Annotated in this window: 14 protein-coding genes; 6 read left to right on the top strand and 8 right to left on the bottom strand. The window is 47.1% G+C overall.

Features of this window, described 5'->3' with window-relative positions; genetic code table 11:
* Positions 1 to 183 precede the first annotated feature (183 nt).
* The 3 genes from fadR (at position 184) to ABN764_RS13665 (ending at position 2832) form a co-directional block, all read left to right on the top strand.
* The gene (fadR, locus tag ABN764_RS13675; protein ID WP_065293672.1) at positions 184 to 768 is read left to right on the top strand and encodes a fatty acid metabolism transcriptional regulator FadR; all 585 of its coding nucleotides are present in this window, start codon (positions 184 to 186) and stop codon (positions 766 to 768) included.
* Positions 769 to 1036: 268 nt separating this feature from the next.
* Positions 1037 to 1795: an electron transfer flavoprotein subunit beta/FixA family protein gene (locus tag ABN764_RS13670; RefSeq protein WP_446672194.1), complete on the top strand. Its 759-nt coding sequence runs from the start codon at positions 1037 to 1039 to the stop codon at positions 1793 to 1795.
* 56 nt (positions 1796 to 1851) lie between these two features.
* The gene (locus ABN764_RS13665) at positions 1852 to 2832 is read left to right on the top strand and encodes an electron transfer flavoprotein subunit alpha/FixB family protein (protein ID WP_065293670.1); all 981 of its coding nucleotides are present in this window, start codon (positions 1852 to 1854) and stop codon (positions 2830 to 2832) included.
* Between the two features lie 231 nt (positions 2833 to 3063).
* Here the strand turns inward: ABN764_RS13665 and ABN764_RS13660 are convergent, their stop codons facing one another.
* Positions 3064 to 3387, bottom strand: coding sequence for a hypothetical protein (locus ABN764_RS13660; RefSeq protein WP_021256091.1), 324 nt, complete (start codon positions 3385 to 3387; stop codon positions 3064 to 3066).
* Between the two features lie 256 nt (positions 3388 to 3643).
* On the opposite strand from ABN764_RS13660, the gene ABN764_RS13655 reads away from it, so the two are divergent.
* Positions 3644 to 4717 (top strand): hypothetical protein, encoded by a 1074-nt coding sequence (locus ABN764_RS13655; protein ID WP_446672193.1) that lies wholly within the window; start codon positions 3644 to 3646, stop codon positions 4715 to 4717.
* A 75-nt stretch (positions 4718 to 4792) separates the two neighbouring features.
* Here the strand turns inward: ABN764_RS13655 and ABN764_RS13650 are convergent, their stop codons facing one another.
* Positions 4793 to 6118, bottom strand: a complete 1326-nt coding sequence (locus ABN764_RS13650) for an ABC transporter substrate-binding protein (RefSeq protein ID WP_446672192.1) — start codon at positions 6116 to 6118, stop codon at positions 4793 to 4795.
* Positions 6119 to 6379: 261 nt separating this feature from the next.
* Between ABN764_RS13650 and ABN764_RS13645 the strand changes: the two genes are divergently transcribed.
* Positions 6380 to 7366: a hypothetical protein gene (locus ABN764_RS13645; RefSeq protein ID WP_446672191.1), complete on the top strand. Its 987-nt coding sequence runs from the start codon at positions 6380 to 6382 to the stop codon at positions 7364 to 7366.
* 30 nt (positions 7367 to 7396) lie between these two features.
* Positions 7397 to 8470, top strand: coding sequence for a hypothetical protein (locus ABN764_RS13640; RefSeq protein ID WP_446672190.1), 1074 nt, complete (start codon positions 7397 to 7399; stop codon positions 8468 to 8470).
* 187 nt (positions 8471 to 8657) lie between these two features.
* Here ABN764_RS13640 and ABN764_RS13635 read toward each other — a convergent pair whose 3' ends face one another.
* The 6 genes from ABN764_RS13635 to ABN764_RS13610 all read right to left on the bottom strand — a co-directional run bounded on the left by ABN764_RS13635 (position 8658) and on the right by ABN764_RS13610 (position 16787).
* Positions 8658 to 9509 (bottom strand): SGNH/GDSL hydrolase family protein, encoded by an 852-nt coding sequence (locus tag ABN764_RS13635; RefSeq protein WP_446672189.1) that lies wholly within the window; start codon positions 9507 to 9509, stop codon positions 8658 to 8660.
* 76 nt (positions 9510 to 9585) lie between these two features.
* Positions 9586 to 10947, bottom strand: a complete 1362-nt coding sequence (locus tag ABN764_RS13630) for a nucleotide sugar dehydrogenase (RefSeq protein ID WP_065291603.1) — start codon at positions 10945 to 10947, stop codon at positions 9586 to 9588.
* Between the two features lie 45 nt (positions 10948 to 10992).
* Positions 10993 to 11799 carry a response regulator gene (locus ABN764_RS13625; protein WP_446672188.1) on the bottom strand — a complete coding sequence of 269 codons (807 nt, stop codon included), beginning with the start codon at positions 11797 to 11799 and terminating at the stop codon, positions 10993 to 10995.
* Between the two features lie 27 nt (positions 11800 to 11826).
* Positions 11827 to 13215, bottom strand: a complete 1389-nt coding sequence (locus ABN764_RS13620; RefSeq protein ID WP_446672255.1) for a glycosyltransferase family 2 protein — start codon at positions 13213 to 13215, stop codon at positions 11827 to 11829.
* Between the two features lie 31 nt (positions 13216 to 13246).
* Positions 13247 to 14440 carry a HEAT repeat domain-containing protein gene (locus ABN764_RS13615; protein WP_446672187.1) on the bottom strand — a complete coding sequence of 398 codons (1194 nt, stop codon included), beginning with the start codon at positions 14438 to 14440 and terminating at the stop codon, positions 13247 to 13249.
* 127 nt (positions 14441 to 14567) lie between these two features.
* Entirely contained in the window at positions 14568 to 16787 is a 2220-nt protein-coding gene (locus tag ABN764_RS13610) for a hypothetical protein (RefSeq protein ID WP_446672186.1), read from the bottom strand.
* Positions 16788 to 17165: the final 378 nt, after the last annotated feature.

The raw sequence follows: 17165 nt of genomic DNA, 5'->3' as shown, positions 1-17165 counted from the left end.
CAAATGAATGAATTACCTACAGGAAGCGTTTTCATCCCCTTGTCACCATGTGCCTTTCTACTGCCTTAACCCAGATCTATATCCAATGATTGACAATGATCTCAGTTCTAATTTATGATAGCAGCAGAAACTGAATGAGCATTCATTCATTTGTATTCCATATTCTAGCACCGAGGTGATTCCATGACAAGTCAGAAAAAAGAAAAATATTCCCAAATTCTCGAAGCAGCGGTCAAAGTCTTTGCAGAACACGGGTTTCACCGCTCGCAAGTTTCCAAAATTGCAAAAGCAGCCGGAGTTGCTGACGGCACGATCTATCTATACTTCAAACGAAAGGAGGATATCCTGATTTCCTTGTTTCAAGAGAAGCTTGGGGAGCTTATCGCTAAGTTTCATGCAAGCCTCGAAGAAACGACCGGGGCCAAGGAAGCATTGCGTAATGTATGCAAAATCCATTTTTCCGAGTTTGAGAGCAATCCGGATTTGGCGTTCGTCACGCAAATCGAGCTGAGACAAAGCTCCCTTGAGCTTCGCAAGGAAATCGGAAAAATTATAAAACCCTATATTGTACTGATTGAACGAATCTTATTGCAGGGCATTGAAGAAAAGGTATTCCGTGACGATATTGACGTCAAGCTTACCCGTCTACTCATATTCGGTTCTATGGATGAAGTCGTGACGTCGTGGCTCATTTCCGGGCAGAAGTATTCTCTGGTTGGACAGCTGGATGGCACGATCACTTTTTTCCTAAAGGGACTCGAGCCTTAGCTCTCCCCTTCTAATTTCCCGATTACACCCTGTTCTTAAGGTCAGGTCCTTATTTATTCTTGTTCTACCAAGACCCATCTTGGATATATGATCATGTCTCATCTTGGATTCACTATCACGTTATCGCCATATAGGAAATGGATACCGACGTTGTAATACCCCTTCTCAGAGCTGTACTCCTACCCAATCTCCTGCATGGCAGTCCACTTGTTCTGCAAGTCCGCTTTAGATATTTTGAAACTAAATAAAGCGAAAGGGGCAATGAACGATGAATATCATCGTATTAGTCAAGCAGACATTCGATACGGAGGAAAAGATCATCACCGAAGGAGGCAAAATTGCAGAAGACGGAGTCAAATTCGTCCTTAATCCTTATGATGAGTATGCAGTTGAGCAAGCGATTCGCATTCGCGACGACCAAGGCGGCAAGGTTATCGTCGTCTCCGCAGGACCCGAGCGTACATCTGAGGCGCTGCGAACAGCACTTGCCATGGGCGCTGACGAAGCCGTGCTGCTCAACGATGAGCGAATCGGCAGCGATGAGCATGCCGTTGCGCATGCCTTGCACGCATTTGTCGGAACAGAATCTTACGATCTTATTCTTGGCGGCAACTTCTCGGTCGACAACGGTTCCGGCCAAGTGGCCGTTAGACTTGCGAAGCTGCTTGGCATTCCGCATGTATCGTCGATTACGAAGCTTGAAATCGCGGATGGCCGTGCCGTCTGCTCCCGGGATGCCGAAGGAGACACAGAAGTAGTAGAGGTGCCTCTTCCAGCCCTATTCACCGCCCAGCAAGGTTTGAATGATCCGCGCTATCCTTCGCTGCAAGGAATTATGAAGGCGAAGAAGAAGCCTTTCCGTGAGCTTACGCTCGACGACTTCGGTGTAACGGTTGAAGCACGTACAGCTCAAGCGGAGCTATTCCTGCCTCCGCAGCGCCAAGCCGGCAAGCTGCTCGCCGGGGAACCAGCCGCTCAAGTCCAAGAGTTGTTCCGACTGCTGCGGACGGAAGCTAAGGTCGTATAGTTCTGCATCGAATGCAACGAATCCGGTAAGTTCATATTCCAAGGAGGCGTATTGATATGTCCAGAACGATTCTTGTCGTAGCCGAAGCGAAGGGTGGAAGTCTTCGCCAGGTGTCCTATGAAGCGATTGGGGCAGCCCGCACAGCCGCAGGCAATGGAGGCACTGTAGCCGCTGTGATCATCGGTGCGGATGCAACCCGCTATTCCAGCGACTTGGCGGCCTACGGCGTCGATCATATTTATACTGTGGAGCATACTGCACTCATTCATTATCATCCGGAGGCTTATTTTGCCGCGCTGCAAGCCGTTGTGCAAGCAGCCAACCCGGATGGCGTATTTTTCGGCCATACTGCTTGGGGCAAAGACTTGGCACCGCAGTTGGCTGCTTCCCTGCACAGCGGCCAAATTTCCGATATCATCGCAATTGAAGTGGACAGCAGCGGCGAGGTATTATTCACGCGCCCGATCTATGCAGGCAAGGCCATGGAGAAGAAGAAGTTCCTTGCTGCACCATGGATCGTAACCATACGCCCGAACAACATTCAGCCTCCGGCAGCAGAAGCTGGCCGAACAGTGCCTGTAACGGCTATTGCTTACCCTGAACCGCCGCTATCCGCTGTTATTCGCGAGGTCGTGCAAAATACGGTTGGCAAAATGGATTTGAGTGAAGCGAAAATCATTATATCTGGAGGACGAGGCGTCCGCAGCGCCGAGGGATTCAAACCGCTTGAGGAGCTCGCCTCTCTACTTGGCGGTGCTGTTGGCGCTTCCCGCGGTGCCTGCGATGCGGGTTATTGCGACTACGCCCTGCAAATCGGACAGACGGGCAAGGTCGTCACGCCGGAGCTGTATATTGCCTGCGGCATTAGCGGCGCCATTCAGCATCTGGCGGGAATGAGCCAATCGCGCGTCATTATCGCGATCAACAAAGATCCGGAAGCGCCAATCTTCCAGATTGCCGATTACGGCATCGTGGGCGACCTGTTCGAAATCGTGCCGCTCCTGACTGAGCAATTCAAACAGGCGCTGCAAGCATAGCATAAAAACGGTAAGGCAGGGCATTCCGGTTGCTTAAGACGATCGGGGTGCTCTTTTTTTTGCAAAATGCCCAATTCACCCCCGGGCTCCCAGTTTCGTAGGATTGTTCAGTTATTTCAACATTAACTGCCTATAGGAACCGTCTACAAACGTCCATCACTGTATGCGAAGACGCAGCCAAATACAAAGAAGCCCCCATACCTCTCGGTATATAGGGCTTCTACTGAACAATTATTTGCGATTTGGATCTCCGAAAAACATTTCATGCGCTAATGCAGTCTGAATACGTGATTCATCCTCATTCAGCTTGCGTATTAACTCCATCTCCACCTCGGTTACTTCATCCCCTTGGAAATTGATTTCCGCGATCGAAGCAACAATCTTTACGATAGCTACGGCCACATTATCTGGTGTATAGGCAATCACCTTCTGCCCTGTCGGAAACACTCGAAAGCCCTGCTTCGTCATTTTGCCCCGTCCATATTCCAGCAGCTCATACAGCTCCTGCTCCGTCTTAAATTTGCATACCGAATTAAACTCTGTCTGAAATCCCATGTTATCCGCTCCTTTGCCTGTAAAAAGTGTACCTATATTGAATCACGGCAAGGTGGAGACTGGCAACCGCCTTCTGACTGTCAACATAATAGGCAATCACGCTCTCGGTAGAAATGATGTCACAAATGAGCGAGTTGATATTGTTATATTTATACACCTTCATTTCTGATTTTTTCCTTAAATTATATTCAGAATCTATTAAGTTGAATCTTAATTATTCAATGTTAGCATGGAAATATAAATAGGAGGAAATGAAATGAATATCAAAAAAGCAATTCTAGCATCCCTGATCGTATCTAGTATGCTGGTCACCGTAGTCGGCCCGGTTCCTGTCGAAGCCGCGGCTGCACAAGAGCAGAAGAAGCCGGAGAAGGTGAAGGTTCAGATCGACAAGAAGATGGCCGACAAGCTGAAAAAAGCAATAAAGGAATTGGCCGGAAAAGAAATCAAGCTGCAGGATGCTGCCGAGACATACAAGGGTTTTGTTGGAAGTGTAATCGTTCAATCAGTGGATGGGAAATACTCGATTAGCTTCAATCCGAAAACAGGGGTTATAGGGAATGGATTTGCCAATATCTCGATCGATGAAGTCAGTAAAGAGGATCGGAATAAAGTCCTTAAAAGATTAAAAGAGTTGTATCCAAACAAAACCTATGTGCTGAGTAATGAAGTGGAAATGCGTCGACGATATGACGACAAACAGGGTAAATTTGTAGATACGAACTATTTTTTCACAGAGGAAGACTTCTATATCTCGCTCTATAAACCAGGTGCCGGGTCTGATGCAAAAGATCAACTGAATGGGTACTCGATTACAGTTGATGCCAAAGAACTTGATCCAAAATGGACAAAAGCAGCAGCAGAATTAGTGAAAACAGCGTTCAATCATGAATTGAAAGAAGTGACGGAAGCAACACTCCGTGATGGTAATTTTGACTATGAAAAGGTGCTGGCCATACCGATGTGGGTATTGCAAGGAGACGGTGTTTACATTCAAATTGATACAATGTCGGGAAAGGCGATAGAAGTCATTCACAAATCGCGTCTAAAGGAAAAGGTAACGGCCGACAAGGAGATTACGGCAAAAGATGCAAAAGAAGTGATTGCTCCACTAGCCCAAAAGGTGCTGGGTGTCGATATTAGCGGATGTGAAGTGGAATGGGATAACAGACTGAAAGAGTACCGCTTCCACAATGATTATATGGATAAAAAGGACAGAAAGGTAGTCGCAACGAAGCTGAGAGCTGCATTGGATGCTGACAAAAACGCAGTGTATCTGGTGGGTGGAACAAGCGCGATACACGGTTCGAATGAGACGATGGAGAAGTAGACGTTACAACCTTTTTACCTTACACCGTAACGAGACGGTACGAGGCTGTGGATGCACATCCACAGCCTCGTTCGTTTACGGTATTACAAGAGTCGCCTGCAATTCGCGCTGCATCTGGTCAAGCGCATCACGAACCGTAGTTTTTTCATCGAGCATATCAGCCATGTAGGTTTGAGAGAGTTGATCCATCTTGGCTAGAACCGGATCTGGAAATCCTCTTAATGTATTGATCATATTGTTGTTAATCTTGTCCAATTTATAAAACACTTCCAACCTACTATCCTCATTGCTCGCAGGCTTTCTTGCTGGCAGCTCACCTGGGTTAATTTGAGTAAAAATCCGTCCATAGTCCTCGCCATTAATGTATTTAGCAAGCTCCCATGCCTCTTCTGGATGCTGCGCTCCTACTGGAATTGCAAAGATTTCTTCCATGTTGATTCCATTCCCCGTCGTCGGGAAGTCAGCACTTGTAGGATACGGCAATACTGTCCAATCCAAATCCTTGAACAGACTGTTGTTTCCTGTAAGGGCGCTGTACAGTGTTGAGTCATCTACCGCCATCGCAATGTTTCCTATCAGAAAAGGATGATTTTTTTGATAAGAGGTTTTCATTGCCTCTTCTTTTTTCGCAGTTGTTTTTATTTCCGAAGATTTTAAATCAAAGCAGACTTCAGTTCTCACACAGTTTAACACGTTCTCGAAAACATCCCCCCAGCCCTTCGCGTTCAGCGCGAACTGCTTATTTCTCGCATGAAAGAAGGACAATCCACTTCCCTCTCCAATATGAAGTGCCATCATATAAGGATTTTCTGAATATTTCGTGTAAAGCCCATATTGCTTGTTCTCTTTATCTTGATGTTGGAATTGTTGGGCAAGTTGGAAAATTTGATCCCACGTGAGTGGGTCGTTTGGAATAGGGATTCCCTTCTCTTTGAAGATGGTGTTGTTCATATAAAGTGCAGAAGCATTAAAAGTTGGAGTCAGTCCGTATATGTCCCCTTGCTCACTTGTGAGTGAATTGACGATTGCAGGCGCTATCGCTGCTAGATTAAAACCGTCTCTCTTTATCCAACTATTCAATGGTTGCAACTTCTGATTCTCGCTTAAATTGAAGTAATGATCCATAGAAATCACAATAATATCTGGTTGTTCCTTCTGAATTGCCCTCTCCAAAGATTGATAATAATTCTGATCATGCGACAATAGCTCATATAGAGAAATAACTTCTAGCTTGTATGCAGGGTGCGTGGCGAGGAAAAAGTTACCGTATTTCTGATTAAAAACATCTCTATTAAACGCTAACACTTTAAGTGTTACTTCTTGCTCATTTTGTTCTTTAGAGTTAGTACATCCGACTATTAATAGTAAGAACGATAGTATCACGATATAAATTTTCTTCATCGTCATCCTCCTTTTTAAACTAGCAAGATAAATGTCCATATTCCTATTTTTGGAATAACAAAATTATATCATTCGTATTATCACGGGGATAGGGATCAAGCTGAAGAATATCGGAACAGTCCGCAGCACAACCCCCTTCTAAGACAAAATAATAGAGATGATGTCACAAATGAGTGGATTGATATTGTTATATACTGTATGCGATAGTAGGCGATACAACAGTGGTACAAAATGAGAATATGAAACATAGGAGGATTTTGTATGAATTTGAAGAAAGTCATTCTAGCATCCCTGATCGTATCTAGTATGTTGGCCACATTGGCCGGCCCAATTCCTGCCGGAGCGGAGGCAGCGCAAGAGAATCAGCAAGAGCAGCAATCCGATAATAAGACGGTTCCCATCGATAAGAAGTTAGCTCCCAAGCTGCAAAAAGCGGTAAATCAATATGCGGGGAAAGAGGTTAAGCTTAAGGATACCGGTGAACATATCAATAACAATGAGAGTTTGGTCACGGTTCAATCTGCAGATGGAAATTACGGTGTTGGCTTTGATCCCAAAAGCGGAAATATATGGTTTGTTTCCAACAAGACGACAATCGACAAAGTCGACAAAAAATTTCAAGACGAAGCTTTAAAAGAGTTAAAGAACGCCTATTCAAAGAAGAAATACGTATTTAACAAAGACGTTACACAGTCACGATCCTACGATAATAGCAAGGGCAAATTTGGAGATTATATGTTTTATGAGTTTTCCGGGAAGGATTTTACTGTTTCAGTAAATGCTAATATTTCAGAAGGTTATGTCATCCCCGTTGCGACAATCGATATTGACAAAAAAGAACTTGATCTGAATTTGCTGAAATCGGCAACGGAAGCGATCAAAACGGCGTTCGATCATCAATTCGACGTGACGAAGGCGCAGATTGAGCAACGTACGTGGGTGCTTGAGGACGACAAAGTGACGGTTTACATGGAGAAGGGGAAAGCAATCAGCCTGATCAATAAACAAGGCAATCAGGTCACGACGAACAAAGAGATGACCGAAAAAGAAGCCAAAGAAGCGGTCGCCCCGCTCGCGAAGAAATTATTCAATATCGACATTACGGGATATGAAGTGAAATGGGACAGCTTATTTAAAGATTACCGCTTCATCGAAAAAAATGATGTTACGGCGGTGAGAGCGGCATTGGATGCCGAGAAAAACGTCGTGTATATAAAGTCCGGAAGCAGAGCGGCCGCAGGGAATTAAAAACACAAACAGATGCATAGGAGGATGATCATGTTTATGAAAAAAGCTATCATCGCAACAATGGTCGTATCCGGCATGCTAGCCTCATTGGGAGGACCGATTCTTGTCGAAGCTGCGGCTGCACAAGAGCAGAAGCAACCGGAGAAGGTGAAGGTTCAGATCGACAAGAAGATGGCCGACAAGCTTAAAAAAGCAATGAAGGAATTGGCAGGCAAAGAGGTCAAGATGCAGGATGTTGGCGAGAGCTACTCCGGTTCGGGTGGGAGTGCAACAATCCGATCTGTGGATGACAAATATTCAATTGACTTTAATCCGAAAACAGGTGAAATAGGGTGGGGCTTTGCAAAAATCTCGATCGATGAAGTCAGTAAAGAGGATCGGAATAAAGTCCTTAAAAGATTAAAAGAGTTGTATCCAAACAAAACCTATGTGCTGAGTAATGAAGTGGAAATGCGTCGACGATATGACGACAAACAGGGTAAATTTGTAGATACGAACTATTTTTTCAAAGAGGAAGACTTCTATATCTCGCTCTATAAACCAGGTGCCGGGTCTAAAGCAAAAGATCAACTCAATGGGTTCTCGATTAAAGTTGATGCCAAAGAACTTGATCCAAAATGGACAAAAGCAGCAGCAGAATTAGTGAAAACAGCGTTCAATCACGAATTGAAAGAAGTGACGGAGGCAACACTCAGACATGGTAATTTTGACTATGAAAAAGTGCTTGCCATACCGATGTGGATATTGCAAGGTGACGGTGTTTACGTTGAAATAGACACAAAGTCGGGAAAGGCAATAGAAGTCATTCACAAATCGCGTCTAAAGGAAAAGGTAACGACCGACAAGGAGATTACGGCAAAAGTTGCAAAAGAAGTGATTGCTCCACTGGCCCAAAAGGTGCTGGGTGTCGATATTAGCGGATGTGAAGTGGAGTGGGATAACAGACTGAAAGAATACCGCTTCCACAATGACTATACGGACAAAAAGGTCGGGAAGGTAGTCGCAACGAAGCTGAGAGCTGCATTGGATGCTGACAAAAACGCAGTGTATCTGGTGGGTGGAACAAACGCGACACACGGTTCGAGGGAGACGATAGTGAAGTAGACGTTACAACTTTTCCACCTTACGCAGCAACGAGCCTGTGGATGCACATCCACAGGCTCGTTACGTTTTCGATAATATGAAGGTTCTATCCCCCCTCTCATGGAGCTTCTCACAAGAGAAGGGGTTGATTGCGCCGGAGGATATCTTCCCGAAGGCCGACGTTTGTTGAACCGCGAAGCAGCTCTCTTTACTTCACTCGGTCATACCACACGCGCAAGTGATGAACCGCTGCTCCTGCGAAGGAGGAATGACTTGCACCAAGCTCCTTCACATCGCGCAGATGATCCTCGAAGTAGTCCAGCGACTTGCCGTGGAAGGACAAGTAGCCTCCTTCATTGGTCTTGCCCAGTTCAAGACCAATGACAATCGGTTTGCCAAGCTTGTCCGCCTGCGAGAGCAGCTTCTTGGACGATTCATATATCGAATCCGAGTTGTCCCGATATGCCATAATTGTCAAGGAGTCGAATTGCTCCAGCATCCAGCTGCTCACCTTGCCGTTCCCAGTCGGCATATTCAGGCGCGGCAGCCAGAAGGGAACATCCGCAGCCATGTACAGGCCTGCCCCCCGCCCTTCCTCCAGCCAGCTCTCCATGTTGTCGAGCCAGCTGTGGATGAGGCTAGCTTCATCCTGCTTCCATTCTGGCAATAAATAAGGCTCTACATCCAGATGAACACCAGCAAATCGCTCGCCTTCTGCGGCCTGCCGATTATAATCACTCACCCACCGAATGAATGACTTCCCTTCCTCCTCATGCCGTTCCTTCGCCCATTCCGGCGCACCGTTCAAGGCATGAACGTCAATCCCGGCTTTGTGCGCCTTCCGAATAAATTCACGGTAGGTGGCCTGCTCTACTCTGTCACTTATCTGCAAATAGACGAGATTCACGCCATTCGTGCGGCAGAACGAGACGATATCCTCCCCCGAATCGCGAATCCATTCCGTATCCCACAACCATGTTGCCTTCGTCCGATCCGTATCCGCAGATCGAAGCGAGAATAGGACTGCGACACAGCAGCATAGCAGCAGCGTAATTAACACCCCCCGTGAACCTCGAGAGAATCGTAGAAATCTCCCTATCCTGCTATCCTGAGGACGCATGGGATTCGTACCCGATTTAGACAAGAACCGCCTCTTCTACTTCTCGGACGCTTTCTTGTTCGGTATAACCGAGCTTGTGAATGTTCGGGCGATGAATGCCCTTGAATGCATTGCGCGTATCCAATATCGGGATATTCAAATCCGCGAGCTGTTCGTAATCGAACGATTGATGGTTCGTAATCAGCACCATGCAGTCATATGTCTGGAACGCCGGCAAATCATAATCGATCGTATGCACCGTCTTGCCAGCCTTGTTCTTGAAGTGTGTCGCATGCGGATCATAATAATCGATCTGAGCACCGCTCGCCTTAAACAGCTCATAGATTTCAAGACCCGGGGATTCTCGCAAATCGTCGATGTTTGGCTTGTAGGCCATACCCAGAATCAATATTTTCGAGTTTTTAATCGACTTAGAGCTTTGATTCAAAATTCGTGATGTCTTCTCCATGACATGGTATGGCATATTGGCATTGGTAGCTTGTGCGATATCGATAAACTTGCTATAGAAACGATACCCCTTCGCTTTCCAAGACAGGTACATGGGGTCAAGCGGAATGCAGTGGCCGCCGATACCTGGTCCCGGATAGAAAGGCATGAATCCGAACGGCTTCGTCGCTGCAGCATCGATGACCTCCCAGATGTCGATGCACATCCGGTCGCACATCATCGCCATCTCATTAATGAAGGCGATGTTGACACTGCGGAACGTATTTTCCAACAGCTTCGACATTTCTGCTACCTTCGTCGAAGTGACGGGAACGACGCTCTCTACGATATTGTCGTACAGTGCTGCTCCCAGCTTGAGGCAAGTTGGTGTCGTCCCGCCAATGACCTTCGGTGTGTTGAATGTATTGAACTTTGGATTGGACGGATCCACGCGCTCCGGTGAGAAGCAGAGGAAGAAGTCCTCTCCTGCTCGGTAACCCAAGGAGGCTTCAATTTCATGTTGAATCAGCTCTTCTGTCGTGCCTGGATACGTTGTACTCTCGAGCGTAATCAACAGGCCTTTCCGCATATATTTCTTAATTTGTTCCACAACACGCGTAATGTAGGATGTATCTGGATCTTGATTCTCGCTAAGTGGAGTCGGCACGCAAATGCTGACCGCATTAAGCAATTGAATATGACTGAAGTCAGTCGTCACGAACAACCGGCCTGTGTTCATGCACTGCGTCAACGTCTCATCGCTGATATCCTTAATATAGGAATGTCCGTTATGGATACTCTCGATCTTGCGTGAATCAACATCAATTCCGACGACCTGAAAGCCCTGCTTGCACATCTCAATGGCAAGCGGCAGACCGACATAGCCTAACCCGATGACTCCGATTACAGAAGTTTTGTGTTCGATTGCATGTTCTAAATTGGCAGCATACATGTTCACAGTTGTTCACCCTTCCATCCACTAGATAATTGTGTATAGTTATGACAAACAGCGGCTAAGCCGTTCATCAAGTTCTACCGGCGAGAATGGCTTCGTAATATAGTCGCTAACGCCCTGCTCGAAGCAGTAATCAATCGTCTTTCCTACCCGTTGCTCGGACAGAATCACGATCTTCGGCTGCTTCTCCAAATTCATCTTCTGAATTTGCGAAATGAACGGCAGACCATTAATCCCATATAAATTCAGCTCCGTTAAGATTAAATCAAATTGACCTGCATGAATAACATTGAGCGCTGTCAAGGCATCTTCCGCCTCGTGAACCTCATACCCCTGCGACGTCAGCCAAATATTCAGGAACTCTCTTACGCTAGAATCGTGATCCACGACTAGAATGCGCTTCGCTCCTTCGAGCTGAAGGTGATCATGAAGAACCCGAATATGGGAGGAATCTGCAGCCGGCCAGTCGTTCCAACGACCGAGAATAATATCCTCTGCCTCCTGCGAATCTGCCACTGCGGCGACTGCACATACGATTGGCGCCCCTGCCAAACGCTCTTCCACCATGCTCTTCAGCATGAGTGCGTAATAGTGCGTCTGATCCAGAGTAACGCGCGGCAGCATAACGGCAATTACATTCTGTGCTTCGGCATTCATCAGCTCAAATGGAATTTGCTCTCTCTCCAGCGTTGACCTGAGTTCAGCCTCCCACGTACGGCCAAGCGGCTTCGCATGGATAAAGATAATGCCTACGCTATGTCCGGGATAACTCATCACCAGATGGTTCACCGTTTGCTTGAAAGTCGGTACAAATTCGAACTCTGCATTCTGTTCCATTACTTGAAGCATGTGCAGTCTCCACCTTCCCTGCGCCGTTTAGGCGGTTTTCGTTTGTTCTCCTTCTTCACTCCAACTCTGACGCGTCATGGCTCCCCATGAATTGTTGTTCTGGAAAAATTGAATATGCCCTTGAATGCGCCATAGGCTGCCAAGCTGCCGATAACCGAAGAACATCAGCACACTGAATGCAAGCATTCGCACGAGATCACTAACGCGCGGATAGCGCTTGAACGCAATCTCCTCCAGCAGAAGCGAGCCTACAGCTAGCAATAAACCCGATAAGAAGTTAATGAGCATAAATACCAGCACAATTTCCCAATGTGTCATGTCATACAGCGCATAACCGATTAAGGACATCAATCCCGTTACTTTGAAATAAGGATTGAGTGCTTCGAATATAATCGTATACGGCAGTGACAACAGACCGAACACCTTGTACTTCGGACGGAACGTCATATCGTAGTTCTCGATCATATTCTTCAAGTTCCCTCGCCCCCAACGCTTACGCTGGTTGGACAGAATATGGTACGTATCCGGCGCCTGCGTCCAACATACTGCCTCCGGACAGAAGGCAATTTTGTAAGGCAGTTTATTTTCCAGCATATAGCGATGAAGTTTAATAATGATGTTCATGTCCTCGCCTGGATAGCCATCGCGGTATCCACCGACCTTAATGACATAGTCCTTGCGGAACAGCCCAAATGCCCCCGACACGATAATTAGTCCATTGATCGCACTCCAGCCGATTCGACCGCCGAGGAACGCCTTTAAGTACTCCAGCGTTTGAAACATCGGCCACCATTTCTTCGGCAAGCGCACTTCCTTCACCGTTCCATTCTCAATCGAACAGCCGTTAGCGATGCGTACATTGCCTCCGATCGCCACATATCGCTCTGGATCGGACATATACATGGTTGTCATTTGAATTAATGAATCCTTCTCCAGTAGCGAATCCGCATCAATGGACGAGATAAGCGGGTAATGCGAGAAATTGATGCCTGCATTTAAGGAATCCGCCTTCCCCCCGTTCGCCTTATCAATGACATAGAGGAATGGATATTCTGGATTATGATAGACAGCATTGATCTTGGTACAATTCACGGCATACCGAATGGACAAGTTATCCATGCGATATAGGGCGAACTCCTCGATCAACACGTTCAAAGTCTCATCCTTGGAGCCGTCATTGATGACGATAACCTCATAGGTTGGATAATTCAGCGTCATTAATGACTTTACATTTTCGATAATCGTCAGCTCTTCATTGTAGGATGGTACCAACAGCGAGACCGGCGGGACATGCTCTGAACCCGCTATCGTCCCGCTTAGTGCGTAACGTTTTCGGCGAACGATCGAGAAAATGCTTTTGAACGAGAAGAGCATGATGCCGAAGTAAATACTATTGACGACGATCACATAGTACATGGCGAATAAGCCGTACATGAGAAGCAGGTCTCTAAGCAGAATAATCGCCTCCTACGCTTCGAAATATCGGTGCTGTGGCAGCCTTGCCGAAATACTGCTCATATAAAAGCCGCTTCGTTGCTTGGCTGGACACGTGTTTCCGCCGATTCGTATTGTAATGCTCGCGCAGAAGCTCCTCTTGAATACGGTCTTTGGCCATATCCGACTTGTAAGGATCATCTCTCTCAAGCGCTGCTTCACACAGCGCACGAAAGCCCTCATCCCCCATCGTTGCTAAGCTCTTCGAGCTGTAATACCGAACCCACCAGTTAGAATCCGTCAATGCTTCCTTCAAGATGACAATGCTGGCAGTATGGTTGTACGTGCTGAGCGACTCTGCAACAGCCGCCCGCACTTCCCACTCAGGATCCTTGAACCAACTGCACAATGTCTCCTTCGTAAGCACATTGCCGGTGCACACCAGCAGCTTAATCGCTAAGGAGCGTATATCCTTGTCTTTGTTGTCAGCAAGCTTGAACAACGCAGGCGTAAGTTCTGCACCAGCATGCCCGCGCAGCGCCAGCAGAGCAGTCTTCACCAGACGATTATTGCTATCCGCTAAGCATCCAACAAGAAGTGGTGTCACGTCTAACGTTGATTCCTCCAATATCTCTGCAGCAAACAGCTCATTGTGCTGCTCACGGCTCGCCAGCTCATCCAGCATTACCCCCAGAGATGCCGTATCGTCCGCGCATTTCGCAACAGCTCGGGCAATAACTCGAATCAGCTCTGCCGACTTCTCCTGCTTAAGCAGTTCCAGCAGCTGCGGAACCGCTCTGGACGATCTCATTCCTCCCAAGCGGAAAGCCGCTTGCATCTGCTTCGCGTAGAACATGCTGTTCAGATTCTTCATATCCAATTGAACGAGCCCCATATCTTCGCACAGCTTCGTTAGCTTGTCACGCTGAGTCCCACGGAATTTCTCGATCCATTCGATCAGCTTGTCTTGGATAACCCTGGCCTCCAATGGTGCAACTGCCCCCTTCGGCGGCTGAAAGGAACCCTCGTCACCGATATGACGCTGCAAATAGATAAAATAAGGTTTATATTTCTTCATGATCGCGTCCCGTTGCTGCATCAGCCTTATATTTCGGGCTTTCATGATGAGCAGTATCAATACGCCGAAGCCAATCAGGCCCAGACAGACGTAGATGAAAGACACAGCAAGGTCTAACTTTGTATACATGTAACGTGTGCCTCCTTTGTTCCATGAGAAGTGGCAGTTCTTCAAGCACCTATCAATGTTGCAATCAGCAAGGAACTTGCCGAACCGCTTTCGGAAGTCGCATGCCACCTATGGGTGGCCGCATGTGTCATGGAAGACGATGGAACACTTCCTTCATGTCGTAATAGCTTTGCTTCAAGCGTTCTGTATAGCCAACTTTATCCCACTGTTTCCATGTGTATACTTGGATATTGTGTAAAGAGTAGTTCTTCCATGCACGAGTTTGTGCACCTGTCGATGAATTCCCTCCTCGTTCCACAACCCAAGGCAAGAATCGTATCCCTTCTGTTGCAATCGTCGGCAGATCTCGCTTTCGTTCCACGTCGCCATATGAAATGACTTGCTTCGTACTCGGGTCTGCGAAACCAAGCAGCATCCACGGAATTCGAATTTCGACGGTGTCGCCCTTCGCCTCCCAAGCTGCAAGCGAGTTGTATGACTTGCTGTTCGGGTCGCTCGTCCCTCGATGCAGCTTGCCTACAACAATATCTTGAAATGGATGCGCCGATCTTGTATCCGGGGGTTCCATCTTCAGACTAACTGCCAGCTTCCATGGATTGAACAATCCTGAATTATCCTTCATTTCCTGCGGCTTCGGTTCAACCATCCAATAACCGGATGGGCCATACAGCCTGTTGTTGAAGTCATAATTCGAAGCGATGCGAACCTCACTGTCCTTGCCGATGACCGTAAGTGTCTCCAGCCCTTCGTCCAGCTTAATACCCGGAAGCTCCTTCACGGTGCGATTGCCGCCTGTTTGCGTATTCGCCCCAATGTATAGCGTCTGCTTGTCAGGATCGAACGGCTTATCCAGCTTAAGCATTGTATAGACATAGCCCTCGTCATGGGTGATCCACATCTCACGAATCCCCGGCAAATCTGACTTCAGCAGCATTTTCTCATCGTCTGGAATAGCATCCCAATCCTTGGAATCCCCATCGATAACAATGGCATCCGCCTTGCTCGGGTACATGCCCAGGAGTCCGAACATTTTCTCGTTCGTTAACACATTGAGCCAATATGGCCTGCGGTCAGCAGGAACTTCAATCTTCATCGTATTCCACGTCTTCTTGAACCACTCATCCTGCCACATGAACAGAATTGCTCCTGCATAATGCTCATCGTAAATGTCCTGTGTGAGCGATGCATCGATACGCCCTTGCTCACGCTCATTATGACCGCCTTGATTGCGTCCTCCCATACCCAGATGAGAGATGCCAATCGAAGATGGCACGCCATATTCCGTGATCATGACCGGCATATCCTTGAACTCCGCCTTCAGCTTGCGCAGATACGCCTTGTACGTATTGAACTGCCCTTGCTTGTCGCGAATCGTCTGCAGCGAAGTATCCAAGTGGAAGAAGTCCGGGTAGTACGGATAGACGTGATAAGCAGCGAAATATCCTGCGCTCCAAGCCTTCGGCTGAATTTTTCTTGCGTCGACGCTCACCATATCTTCTTGGAATAGTGGCTCTCCCGGGTGCTTCAGCACATCTGTGGTTACCCAGTTCGTGAACGTCATCGGGTGATGCCACCCATATTCGTTCTCCACCGCGGCAGCGTGATCAAGCATTTCGGCGAGCCAGTTCTCAAATGGGCTTGCTTGCCCAGTCGCGTTGAAAAAGGAACCTGTGTAAGCCGATACCTTGCTATGCTTCTTGTTTGTCTTATCAACCATCACTGGGTCCCATTCCGTCCCAATATGCCAAGCCATCAAGTAATCACTGGCGTTCGTCCTATACTTCCCTCTCGCTGTACCGGATTGATCTGGCAGCGTAATATCGCCGTATACCGCTCGTACAACCTTCTCAATTTCGTGCTTGAACTTCTCTTTGATCTCGGGCAAGTATGCATCTTGCGATTCGATCAGCTCTTCCTCAGGCGACCATATGCCTTGAATAAAATAGAGCGGCCGCTCCGCTTTATCGCGGTTAAACTTCACAAGCGCTTCGTAAAACACCGGATTGTGCACGGTGTACACCCGGATCACATTCGCGCCCATATCATGTATCTGCTGGAACCAACGCAGATAATCTTCTTCTTGTATCGGGAACTCCCCTGGGAAGTATCCAGGCAGTGTAGCGCCCAGATTGACTCCTTTAACAAAGATTGGCTCGAAGCCATCTTCTTTGTACTCTAGGATGCGGTCGCCCTCCGTCTTGAACTTCAGCTTGATGCCATCCTCACCAGCGTAGGCGACAGGCTTGGAAGACAGCAACTCCGGCATCCAATACAATCCGCCTGCAAATATAATTATGACCGGCATCAGTATGCCTATAACGAGATTTCGCTTTTTCCTACGGTTCATAGATATGTGACCTGTTCACCCTTTCTGTGAGTGTTGTCCGCAACCTCTTATACTATCTAACCAAGTTTTTTTCTGGAATAACATGGTTAGATAGTCGCGTTTTGAAAACTAGGACCCTCATTTTCTGCTGGTTATTGCAGCGCTGAAGCAAAGAAAAAGCCTGCTGCAAAGCGATTTGATCACTCCTTTTCTGATTACGCGAACGATTAGGTTGGAGAAATTGTAAATCGATATCATTTGTCATCATTTGACGCGAATACGTCGGAAAAGTTGCGTTTTTGTAACCATTTTACCAATAAAATGTATATTTATCGGACTATGGTCACCCTTCGCCTGAGCGTTTTGCACCATAGTTTTACAGAACATAAAAAAACAGGA

Source organism: Paenibacillus wuxiensis, from assembly GCF_040195695.1.
In the GTDB taxonomy this organism is placed as follows: Bacteria; Bacillota; Bacilli; order Paenibacillales; family Paenibacillaceae; genus Paenibacillus_B; species Paenibacillus_B suaedae.
Note: the sequence above shows the minus strand (reverse complement) of the source record. Positions and strands in the feature narration are given on the sequence as shown.